This is a genomic window from Bacterioplanoides sp. (assembly GCF_965219715.1).
In the GTDB taxonomy this organism is placed as follows: Bacteria; Pseudomonadota; Gammaproteobacteria; order Pseudomonadales; family Oceanobacteraceae; genus Bacterioplanoides.
Window position 1 is genome coordinate 1,970,252 of the sequence record NZ_OZ244785.1, and the last position, 11,480, is coordinate 1,981,731.

Annotated in this window: 11 protein-coding genes; all 11 read right to left on the minus strand. The window is 46.9% G+C overall.

Annotated elements, in window-relative coordinates:
• Positions 1-10: 10 nt before the first annotated feature.
• A complete protein-coding gene (gene fliM / locus ACOQOZ_RS09455) occupies positions 11-979 on the minus strand; it encodes a flagellar motor switch protein FliM (RefSeq protein ID WP_420592021.1) in 969 nt (322 codons plus the stop codon).
• A gap of 9 nt (positions 980-988) precedes the next feature.
• Positions 989-1,531 carry a flagellar basal body-associated FliL family protein gene (locus ACOQOZ_RS09460; protein ID WP_420592022.1) on the minus strand — a complete coding sequence of 181 codons (543 nt, stop codon included), beginning with the start codon at positions 1,529-1,531 and terminating at the stop codon, positions 989-991.
• Positions 1,532-1,825: 294 nt separating this feature from the next.
• Complete coding sequence (locus ACOQOZ_RS09465; RefSeq protein ID WP_420592023.1) at positions 1,826-3,007, minus strand: flagellar hook-length control protein FliK; 1,182 nt, start codon at positions 3,005-3,007, stop codon at positions 1,826-1,828.
• 144 nt (positions 3,008-3,151) lie between these two features.
• A complete protein-coding gene (locus ACOQOZ_RS09470) occupies positions 3,152-3,496 on the minus strand; it encodes an Hpt domain-containing protein (protein ID WP_420592024.1) in 345 nt (114 codons plus the stop codon).
• A gap of 12 nt (positions 3,497-3,508) precedes the next feature.
• Positions 3,509-5,209, minus strand: coding sequence for an ATP-binding SpoIIE family protein phosphatase (locus ACOQOZ_RS09475; protein ID WP_420592025.1), 1,701 nt, complete (start codon positions 5,207-5,209; stop codon positions 3,509-3,511).
• A 13-nt stretch (positions 5,210-5,222) separates the two neighbouring features.
• Positions 5,223-5,528 (minus strand): STAS domain-containing protein, encoded by a 306-nt coding sequence (locus ACOQOZ_RS09480; protein WP_420592026.1) that lies wholly within the window; start codon positions 5,526-5,528, stop codon positions 5,223-5,225.
• 57 nt (positions 5,529-5,585) lie between these two features.
• Positions 5,586-6,623 carry a protein-glutamate methylesterase/protein-glutamine glutaminase gene (locus ACOQOZ_RS09485; RefSeq protein WP_420592027.1) on the minus strand — a complete coding sequence of 346 codons (1,038 nt, stop codon included), beginning with the start codon at positions 6,621-6,623 and terminating at the stop codon, positions 5,586-5,588.
• Between the two features lie 7 nt (positions 6,624-6,630).
• On the minus strand, positions 6,631-7,284 hold the full coding sequence (gene cheD, locus ACOQOZ_RS09490) for a chemoreceptor glutamine deamidase CheD (protein WP_420592028.1): 654 nt from the start codon (positions 7,282-7,284) through the stop codon (positions 6,631-6,633).
• Positions 7,281-8,129, minus strand: a complete 849-nt coding sequence (locus ACOQOZ_RS09495; protein WP_420592029.1) for a CheR family methyltransferase — start codon at positions 8,127-8,129, stop codon at positions 7,281-7,283. The genes cheD and ACOQOZ_RS09495 overlap by 4 nt, the downstream gene beginning before the upstream one ends.
• A gap of 15 nt (positions 8,130-8,144) precedes the next feature.
• Positions 8,145-10,895: a methyl-accepting chemotaxis protein gene (locus tag ACOQOZ_RS09500; RefSeq protein ID WP_420592030.1), complete on the minus strand. Its 2,751-nt coding sequence runs from the start codon at positions 10,893-10,895 to the stop codon at positions 8,145-8,147.
• Between the two features lie 73 nt (positions 10,896-10,968).
• Entirely contained in the window at positions 10,969-11,475 is a 507-nt protein-coding gene (locus ACOQOZ_RS09505; RefSeq protein ID WP_420592031.1) for a chemotaxis protein CheW, read from the minus strand.
• Positions 11,476-11,480: the final 5 nt, after the last annotated feature.

The following is an 11,480-nucleotide window of genomic DNA, read 5'->3' on the forward strand; positions in this document are numbered from 1 at the left end:
TCGTCTCCCCCTAGCGCCGTCTGTGATTCAGCGGATCGATAATCTTAACCGCCAGATTTTCGTGCGATATCCCCATTTTCCCGCGGAAAACCGGGATACCATTTGCTTCCAGAATAAAGTCATCGGGCATATCAATCGGGATAATGTCTCCCTCCTGCAGCTCGGCAACTTCGCGTAATGTAATTTCACGCTCAACCAAAGTGCCGTGAACCGGCACCGGAGCGTCCATAATGTCTTCCCTTAATGACTGGGTCCAACGCTCGTCGATATCATCGATATCACTCTGTACGCCGGCATCAAGTACTTCACGAATAGGTTCGATCATGGAGTAAGGGATGGTCATATGAAAGTCGCCACCACCACCATCCAGCTCAATATGAAAGGTACTCACCACCACCACTTCACTTGGGCTGACAATGTTGGCCATGGCAGGGTTTACTTCAGAGCCGACGTATTCAAATTCCACTTCCATTACCGGCTGCCAGGCTTCGATCATATCGGTAAAAATCTGGCTCAGAACTAACTGTACAACCCGGACTTCTGTTGGCGTGAATTCACGTCCTTCAATTTTTGCGTGGCGACCATCACCACCAAAAAAGTTATCTACCAGTTTGAATACCAGTTTGGCATCCATAATAAATAACGCTGTGCCCCGTAGCGGGCGCATTTTCACCAGGTTCAAACTGGTTGGTACATAAAGCGTGTGAACATACTCACCAAACTTCATGATCTGAACGCCGCCCGAGGCAACGTCCGCACTGCGACGCAAGAAATTAAACATGCTGATACGGGTATAACGAGCAAAGCGCTCGTTAATCATTTCCAGCGTAGGCATACGACCGCGCACAATGCGGTCGTTACTGGTCAGGTCATAGGATTTGACCCCAGCTTCGTCTATCTCCTCCTCGGGCTCGATGTCACCATCATCGACCCCGTGGAGTAGCGCATCAATTTCATCTTGCGACAGTAAATCTTGCACCCATCAACCCTACTGCATTACGAAGTTAGTAAAGAGAACAGCTTCAACGCCATCGGTACCGGCCTCGCGTTTCATGGCGCCTTTCAGATGCTTCAGTAACTGCTTCTGTAAAGCGACGCGACCTTCCGCTGTTCTTAATTGTTTAAAATCCTGCTCGCCCATAATCCGGATAATGTCGTTACGAATCATAGGTTCGTGCAATGTCAGCGCATCAACAACAGCTTGCTGTCGCGTCATGACTTCGATACTGGCCTGCAGAAAACGCTGACGGGTTCCAACCTGAAAACTCACAACAAATTCAGGTTTCAGAACAACGTATTGGGCTGGAATTTCCGGCTCTTCCGCGACCACTTCTTCAGCAACCACTTCTTCTGCCGCGTCACCTTCCGCTTCTTCTTCACCACCCATCATAAAAAACATAGTGGCGCCAACCGCGATCCCGATCAGTAACACGACCGCGACAATAATCAGAATTAGCTTCTTTTTACCGCCGCCGGAAGATGCTTCTTCTTGTGCACCGCCATCCAGTTTTAAATCCTGCTCTGCAGCCATAACAGATATCTCCTGCTGTTAGTCAAATTTGCAATAGCCATGCCAGCCTTTTTCGTCAAAAAAACGGCAATCAGTTTTATAAGCGTGATTTAAGTTTAGAAGGTTCTGGAATAACCGCTGAATTAAGTATCCGCTTTATTAACCCGCTACCGTCATGGGCATCATCAGGAATTGAATACGGGAGAGCGGGTTAAATTAAATGGCTGATCTGCTGCAGATCGGCCATTTAATTCAGATTGGAGAATCAGTTTGAGGAGGTATCAGAGGTCGAAAGTCTCAGAGATTTTTTGACGCTCAGGCATACGCGTCGAGTACCCCATTATGACTGGTGACTTTAACTGTTTCCTGGTTTTCACCATCGGTTGTATCGGCCAGCCATTCACCACTTGGCTCGCTGTCATCGGATGAACCACCTGACGAATCGCCACTTTGCCCGTGCTCTTGCTGCGATACATCAAAACCGGCTAGCTCAAGGCCCTGTTCTGCCAGCTCATCTTTTAACCGCTGAGCATTCGCTTCGAGCACCTCTTTCACCTGAGGGTTTTGTACCTGTACCTGAACATTTGCTTGTTCCTGGTTCACCTGAAGTTTGATCTCTAATGATCCTAACTCAGGTGGGTCCAGATGAATTTCCGCCTGCTGAATATTCTCCGCAACCATAGTCACAATGCGACTGCCCATCGCCGGAGTCCATTGCTGTTTATCGCGGCCAAAATCCAGCCGCTCTTTGCTATCGATTTGCTGTTGTTGTTCTTCCAGCTGTTGTAACTCTGCATCGGTCACCAGCGCATCATCACTGCTGGCGAACTGATCACTGCGAGTAAGCACCTGGCCGTCTGTTGCACTACTTGCAACCTGTGCCAGCGGATCAGCAGTAACTTGCGGAGCGGTTGTTTCAACTCGCTCGGCGCCAGTCTGATTAGCAACTGGTTTGGCAATAACAGTTGCTTTACTCTGACCGACAACCTGAGCCTGCAACGCAGGGTCTGCGTCCGTATTATCAGGCTGTTCCGGTAATAATTGTTCTGTTAAGGCTTGCCCATTCGAAGACTTGTTAACATCATCAGGCAACGCCGTTGATGCAACATTTCTTGCGACTGCAGCCGGCTGATTATTTACCGGAGCGGTGCTGGCAGCCGCTGCTTGTGCGACGGGTGACAGGGCTGAGTCACTGATCTGTTGCGATTCCCGAATTCTCTCCAGCAACAACTGTGGCTGATACTCATCCGGCAATTGCTCGCGAAGTAAAGGCGTTTCAGTATTCGTTTGTGGCGACGACAATATTTGCCCGCTTAACGGCAAGCTATCTCCGCCCGGCAATGCTTCATTAGTAACTTCTTCAACCGGCAAAAGCTCACTGAGTACACCACTGAACTGGCTCTCTGCCGCTTCTCCAGACGGGCTGACGGGCGCTTGTAATGCAGAAAAAGACGGTAACAATGACAACAGACCTGGGGTAACTTCTGGCTGATTCATGCCTTCTCCATTGAGAACTGAATTAATATCTATGATGTGAATCAGCAAAGGGCGGGCCAATTTTCTGACAAGCCCTATATAAAGAAAAACCCCGACAACAGGGAACAATAAGAAGGGATAATTAACAAGCTAAAGACGCTGTAATCAGGCCAATAACGGTTGGAGATAGTTTTTGACGGTGGAGTATTCCTGCTCGATCGCACTGATCACCTGATCGAGGCCAGATAACTCTCCATTTTTGGCAGCACTTTCTAAAGAGAAGCACAGGTCCGCAAGTGGTAACGCCGAAATATTGCTACTGGCTCCTTTAAAGCTATGAGCCAGTTCTCTCAGTGCTGAAGCATCCGCAGCAGCCAGTGCCTGGTGCAATAACGGCAGACGAGAATCGGAATCTTCAATATAAACACGCAGCAGATCCGGAAACTCGTCATCCATGACTTCCTTTAACATATCAAAAGCATCTGTATCAAAATGCTCTGGCCATCCCATTGCTCAGTCCTCTTATTCTGGCTTTGCTGGCCATCGTATCACTGCTTCAACAATATTGCCTCTACCGTGATAGCTTAATGATTCACAAACCTGACTGATTAATGGAATACCACGACCAGAATAGAGATTCTTTTTGTCACCAGCCTGACTGACGGCGGAATAATCAAAGCCATTACCGCTGTCTTCGAGCTGAATAGTCAGACTGCCACAGCGACCATCACCCTGATGTTCCATGCGGATCTGGATATAACCATCCTGTAAATTGGCAAGGCGTTTTTCTCTTTCCTGATAATACTGAACAAACCCTTCAGCATCTGCTTTCAGTGACGAATCCAGGCCCAGTACACCGTGCTCGAACGAATTCGAAAACAATTCTGCCATGACGGTATAAAGCTGCCCGCCCATGGCCCTTAACCCTGGTACTTCCATCATAATGTGAATCATTAATGGCAACGGATTAAAGTTTTTCAGCGTATCAGGGCCCAGACGGTAATCCATTTTCCAATCAATCGGGCCAGCAAGCGGACCAGAGTCCATTTGCATCTTCATATCTTCGATGACCGAATCCTGCACCATCTGAACTTCAATCAGAGTTGTATCGTCATCGCGTTCACTGCCATGGGTAAACTCCGCCAGATTATTCTGAATGGAGTGAAAAACTTCAGAAGGTGTTACCGAGCCATCAAAAATTGTACGTAACCGATCTTCGCCAAACATCTCTCCGGAAGCATTTCTTGCTTCCTGGATACCATCCGACCACAGGAATAAACGATCTTCTTCGTCCATGGAGAATTCCATCAGATCGTCGTTAAACTGCTCATTACTCAGAACACCTAACGGCAAATTAGTGGAAGATAACGTTTCCACATCACCGTTAGCACGTAATAAATAACAGTCTGGTAATCCACCCATCCAGACATTCAGGGTTTTACGTCCCGGATCAATATCGACCACTGCCGCACAACAAAAGAAGCCAACCGGGAGAATGCCTTTAAGCTTCAGATTAATTTCACGCAGAATATCGCGAACAGCAAACCCTTTAGCACTCATGCCATAAAAGATTTCGGCCAGAGGCATCGCTCCAATCGCTGCTGGCAAACCATGCCCGGTAAAATCGCCCAGCAACACATGCATACCACCGGCTGGCTTACGTGCCGCCAACAACACATCGCCGTTAAATATCGACAGAGGCGAAAGCATATATCGAATATTGGAGGAAGATAAGCAACCGGCATGAGCGACATTATCGAATACAGCCTTTGCAACCTGTTGCTCGTGTAATAAATGCTCGTTATTGCTGGCAATCACATCTCGCTGGGACTGCAATGTCCGGTGCATTTGCCGCATGCGTGAGAAGGAGTTTATTTTCGCCTGCAGAATAGTGGCGTTATAAGGTTTGCTAAGGAAATCGTCACCGCCGGAGTCGAGGCAATCAGCCAGGCTTTGAGCATCCGTCAGCGAGGTAAGAAAAATGATTGGGACGAAGTCTTCGCCACAACTTGCTTTAATCGCTCGCGCTGCTTCCTTGCCATTCATCTCCGGCATCATAACGTCGAGCAGCACGATGTCCGGAGAAAATGTCTCTATCGCTTCAACGGCTTTTTTGCCGTTATCAACTTCATAAACCTCATGACCCTGATTGCGCACAATACGCGATAACACCATGCGGTCGATCTGATTATCATCCGCAATCAGAATTTTAATGCTGTCCATATCAGAGACCCGCTTACTGGATTCTGAATAATTGCTCGAAATTTGAGATGGTCAGAATCTTACGCACATCCTGATTGCAATTCACAATCTGCACATCCGAGCTGTCACCACCAGCATGATCACGCAACAATAACAACATGCCGAGAGCAGAACTGTCTAAGTAAGAAGTGCCACCCATATCAACCACATAAGAGGATACGCCTGAAGAGACATTTTCATATGCGTCACGAAATTCCTGGTGAGCACTGAAGTCAAAGCGACCATCGATCTTGATCGTTAATTCACGACCATCACCCGCCAGAGAAGACTGTACTGTCATCGGGTTACCTCCAATAAGTAATATGTATCTTTATATTTAGCACAAAGCAGAAATTTGTCATGGCAATTGCGCAGCTTTTAACATTTTTGACGCAATATTTGGCAGTGATACCACTTCATCCACAGCACCGAGATCGTATGCTGCTTTCGGCATTCCCCAGACAACAGAAGTGCTTTCATCCTGTGCCAGGCAATTAGCGCCGGCATCTTTTAAGCGCTTCATAGCCTGGGCTCCATCGGCTCCCATTCCGGTTAACATAACTGCTACCAGCTTATTCGCAGGAGTCACTTCAGCAATAGCATCAAACATTACTTCAACGGCTGGCTTATGACGATTGACACGCTCTGTATCAATCAGCTGACAAACAATTTGCGCGCCCTGCTTTTTGAACGTCAGGTGTTTATTGCCTTTCGCAATGATCACTCGCCCGGGACGCACTTCCAATCCGTCTTCTGCTTCCAGTACTTCCATAGCCAGAGAGCGATTCAGACGCATCGCAAACGATGCACTGAATACTTCCGGAATATGCTGTGTAATCACGATAGGTGGACAGTTTTCCGGCACATCCTCGAGTAATTCGCGAATAGCTTCCGTACCACCAGTAGAGGATCCAATACATACCATCCGCTTGTACTGAACTTTTGCCAGTGCAGGGGCCGTTTTTTTCTGACCTGGTGTGTATGGTCGTACCCGCGCTTTGGCGGCCATGCGCACTTTTTCAGACAGACTTTCAGCAAACTCGCGGAATTCCACCTCATCTTTTGCTTTTGGCTTAGCAATATAATCAACCGCACCGGTTTCTAATGCTTCTAATGTTTCTGGGGCGCCAGCTTCTGTTAGCGTTGAAACCATAACCACCGGCATTGGCCGCAGGCGCATCAGATTGCCCAGAAACTGCAAGCCATTCATTCGTGGCATTTCCACATCCAGCGTTAATACATCCGGATTCAAACGCTTAATTTTGTCTCGGGCAATAAATGGATCGGCAGCGGTCCCAACGACTTCAACGTCGTTCAAACTGGCAAACACCTCTTTCAGCATTTGTCGGATCAGAGCCGAATCATCAACAATCAGAACTTTAATCTTTTCTGTCATAGCGACCTCAGAACAAATCTATACTACCAGCGCCAGAATCCTGAGGCTGAGAGACTGTTTTCTGGTACTCAGTTTCACGTTTAATTAACGTATCGTTGCTCATTTGTTTAATGCGTCTGACTTTGACGCAGCCAGTATCTGGAAAATAAAGTACCTTACGGGCAAATACGTCACCCACATCGGACGCTTCAACCTGTAAACCCTCACTGGCCAGATAGTTATAGGCAAAGAGAATATTGCGTTGGCCGATATCACTCATCGAAGCAATCATCTGACCACCGCCAAATAATTTCACTTCAAGATTTTCACGTTTGCCACCACGCTTCAGAATTTCGTTAATCAGGTATTCCATCGCCCAGTTACCGTAGCGGGAAGCGTGAGTGTTTGGGTTCGTTCCCCAAACATCAGAAGAGAACTCTCCCTGCATTGGCAACATAAAATGGTTCATACCACCAATACCGCGAACCTTGTCGCGAATACAGGCAGCAATACACGAACCTAATACCGTAACAACCATTTCACCATGGGTAGAAACATAGAATTCTCCGGGTAAAATTTTGGCTGCCCAAACATTATGAACAGAATCCCAATAACGATTAACATGCTCAAACCCTGAGCTGACCGGAGGCTGAACAGGGCGTGTATTTTCAGCAAAATTCATTTTATTTTCCGGTAAATGGTATTCCCTAAATTCTCGAACCTATCTGTAATACCGTTAAGGTTCTCCGAGTGACCGATAAAAAGGTGGCCTCCGATGGGCAGCATATCGGCGTAACGATCAAATAAGATGCGCTGAGTTTCTTTGTTAAAATAGATCACCACATTACGACAAAAGATGATGTCGAAAGGCCCTTTCATTGGCCATTCTTCAAGTAAATTGAGACGCTTAAAAAAAGCCAGTTTTCTCAGCTCTTCTTTTACCTGGACTGAGCGACCATCATGACTTCGGTTGAAGTATTTTTTAACCATTCCATCGTCAATACCATCAACATGATCGACAGGGTAAATAGCAGAGTGACCGGTTTCCACGACGTTAGAGTCCAGGTCTGTTGCCAGTATCTTCACGTCCCAGCTTAATGGAAATGACGATTCTTTCAGCGTCATGGCAATTGAATATGCCTCTTGTCCGATAGAGCAACCAGCTGACCAGATACGTAGTTTTCTGCTGCCCTGGTTGGCAACCATTAACTTAGGAAAAAGCTCTTCTTTGAGAAACTCAAAATGATGATTTTCCCGGAAGAAAGATGTCAGGTTGGTAGTCAGAGCATTAATAAAATCGGAAGCTTCAGCAGCGTGATTGTGCTCAAGATAATTCAGATAGTCGGAAAACCGATTTAATTTCAACGCTCGGACCCGGCGCGCAATACGGCTGTACACCATATTGCGTTTGTGCTCGGCCAGAACAATACCGCTGTATTGCATCGCTAACTTCGAAATACGTTCGAAGTCAGCATTGGTCATTTGAAATTCACGGTCATCACTCATTACTGCATTGCTGTTCATCATAATCAGTGGTCACCATTAAAACTCAGCCCATTCGTCATCATCCTGACTAAAGGACAATCCTCCCTGACTGGAACTGGCGGTTGGCGTAAAGCCAGTATTAACCGCCGCTGGCGCTGCTGGTTCACTGGTCATCATTGGCGCAGTGTTATTAATTGGCGTTACATTCGAATGACCATCAATTGAGAAGAATTCCATCATCTGCATCATCGACTGAGCCTGCTCAGCCATGGCTTCGCCTGCTGCAGACGCTTCTTCCACCAGAGCAGCGTTCTGTTGCGTCATTTCATCCATTTGTGCAACCGCGCTGTTCACTTGTTCAATCCCGGAAGATTGCTCTCGTGCTGCAGTACTGATTTCCTGAATCATGTCGGACACACGATCAACGGAGTGAATAATTTCGTTCAGTGTTTTACCGGATTCATTAACCAGCGAGGTACCTGCATCAACCTTATCCACACTGTCACGAATCAGATCTTTGATTTCTTTTGCAGCACCAGCTGAGCGTTGCGCAAGATTGCGAACTTCGCCAGCAACTACGGCAAAGCCCCGACCTTGCTCCCCAGCTCGTGCCGCTTCAACCGCTGCGTTAAGAGCCAGCAGGTTAGTCTGGAACGCAATCTCATCAATGACACCAATAATATCGGCGATTTTTTTACTGGAGTGGTTAATTTCTTCCATGGCGTTAACCGCCTTGCTGACCACTTCACCACCAGACTGTGCTTTTTGTTTTGCTGATGCAGCCAGTTCATTCGCATGAACTGAATTATCGCCGGTTTGTTTCACGGCACTGGTCATTTCTTCCATGCTGGAAGCGGTTTCTTCGAGGCTGGAAGCCTGAGATTCAGTACGTTTACTTAAATCGGCATTACCCTGAGCAATTTCGCTGGCTCCGGTCGAAACAGTCGAAGCAGCTTCACGAATACGGGTAATAATATCGGTCAGTCGATCAACGGTGGTATTGGCGTCCTGCTTCAGTTTGTCGAACGCCCCCTGATAATCCTCATCAATTTTCCGCGTTAAATTACCGTGCGCCAGTGCATCAAATACGCGAATGGTGTCTGAAACCACGCTATCAGCAATAGTCAGTAACTTATTCAGACCATCGGCCAGGTTCAGGAAAAAGCCCTCTTTACCTTCCATCGCAATACGTCGGGACAAATCCCCCATCGCCGCCGCTTCTACAATCTGATCAATTTCCTGCTCTGCCGAAACCTCAGCAGTACGGTCTTTCCACTCAACAATTGTGCCGATACGTTCTTTGTTTTCGTTAAAGATTGGGTTAGCAATCAAACTGAAGGTACGGCCACCGACTTTAATTTCTGTGCGGTATTCACTCTCGAGCGCCTTAACCATGTGTCTTTGGTGAGCTGGGTTTTTATGGAATACGTCAATGTTCTGGCCATCTAAACGGCTGGCATCAAACCCAGGGATATCTTTTCGAATATCCGCCTCGGCATTACTCATCATTTCTTTTACGGCGGCATTCATGTAAACGATATTGAAATCAGGATCAGCAATCATGGCGTTGTTTGATACAACGTCGAGCGCCTGTTTAACACGGGCATTGGCGTCTGCAAGGACCTTTTCTTCCGCAAGACGAGCCAGCTCATCGGTGAGATCCTGCCACTCAACAATGGTACCCACACGCTCACCAGCAGAGTTAAACCATGGTGTCGCAATCAAAGAGAAAGTAGCCCCACCAACCGTCAAGCGTGTGCGATACGGTTCTTTCAGTTCGCTGATCATTCTGCGCTGATGTGATGGTTCTTTATGGAACTGATCAACGTTGGTGCCAATCAGTTTTGCCACATCAAATGAAGAGAGATCTTGACGAATTTCGTCCTGACGTTCCAACAAGGCTTCACGCAGGCACTCATTCATGTACGTGATTTCCATATTGTTGTTAGCCAACATGACATTGGCCTGACACACATCGAGCGCGTTAGCGATATCGGCATTACGGGCATTTACGATTGCCTGCTTGCGCTGCTCTGTAATGTCTGTCGCGTATTTAACAACCTTAAATGGCTTGCCGGTCAGATCATAAATCGGGTTATAAGATGCCTGAATCCAGACCTCTTCACCGGTTTTACCAAAACGCTGGTATTCGCCAGAGTCGTATTCACCATGACTCAGGCGATCCCAGAAATTCCGATAGTCGGCAGACGATGCGTAATCCGGGTCGACAAACATACGGTGATGCTGCCCCTGAATCTCATCCAGCCGGTATCCGGTGACTGCCAGAAAATTATCGTTGGCTGTGATAATGGTGCCATCAAGATTAAATTCGATAACCGCCTGAGCTTTGCTGATCGCCTTTAACTGGCCTTCATAATCCGCACTTTTCTGTTTTTGCGCAGTGATGTCTGTTGCGTATTTAACCACCTTATAAGGACGACCATGTTCGTCCATAATCGGGTTATAAGATGCCTGAATCCAGATATCTTTACCGTTCTTACCAACTCGTGGAAATTCTGCTGACTGGAATTCTCCGCGACCCAGACGCTCCCAGAATTCACGATACTCAGTACTTGCGGCCAGATCCGGAGCAACAAACATACGGTGATGTTGGCCAACAATTTCATCCAGACCGTACCCCATCGCCGCCAGGAAATTACTATTGGCGGTAATAATGGTACCGTCCATATTAAACTCAATTACGGCCTGGCTTTTATCCAGAGCTTCTACCTTTGCTTTTAACTCACGTAATAAAGCGCTGTCTTTTTCTGCCTGTTCGTCAGAAAACAAGGTTTTTAACATATTCATAGCCATACCCTTTGAGTATCTGTTTCGCATCGATCCGCGATAACAGTGTGATTCCTGGTAATCTTGATTTCAGTTACTGAGCAGCAACCAGTTTTGTCAGAGTTTGTTGTTCGAAGCTAAGCAGTGATTCAACATCGAGAAGAATGATCATCTTGTCGTTTACGTTGACCAGACCTTTGATAAAAACGGAGTTTTTATCTTCAGTCAGCTCCGGTGTTTTACGCGTTTCGTCATCAGAGATCGCATACACATCAGAAACTGCATCAACAACAATTCCCATAACCCGCTCACCCTGATCTGATTCAAATTTCAGAATAATTACGACGGTAACCGGACTGTATTCAACATCTTCAAGGCCAAAGCGAGTACGTAAATCCATAATGGGGACAATGGTTCCCCGAAGATTAATAACACCTTTAATATAGGCAGGCGCATTCGGTATCAGCGTTGATTCTTCCCAGCCGCGAATTTCCTGAACTGCGAGAATATCCACACCGTATTCCTCGCCTGCCATAATAAATGTCAGATACTGTTGTTCAGCATCCGACTCGCTAACACTTACTTCGTTTATCGCTTCCATATCTA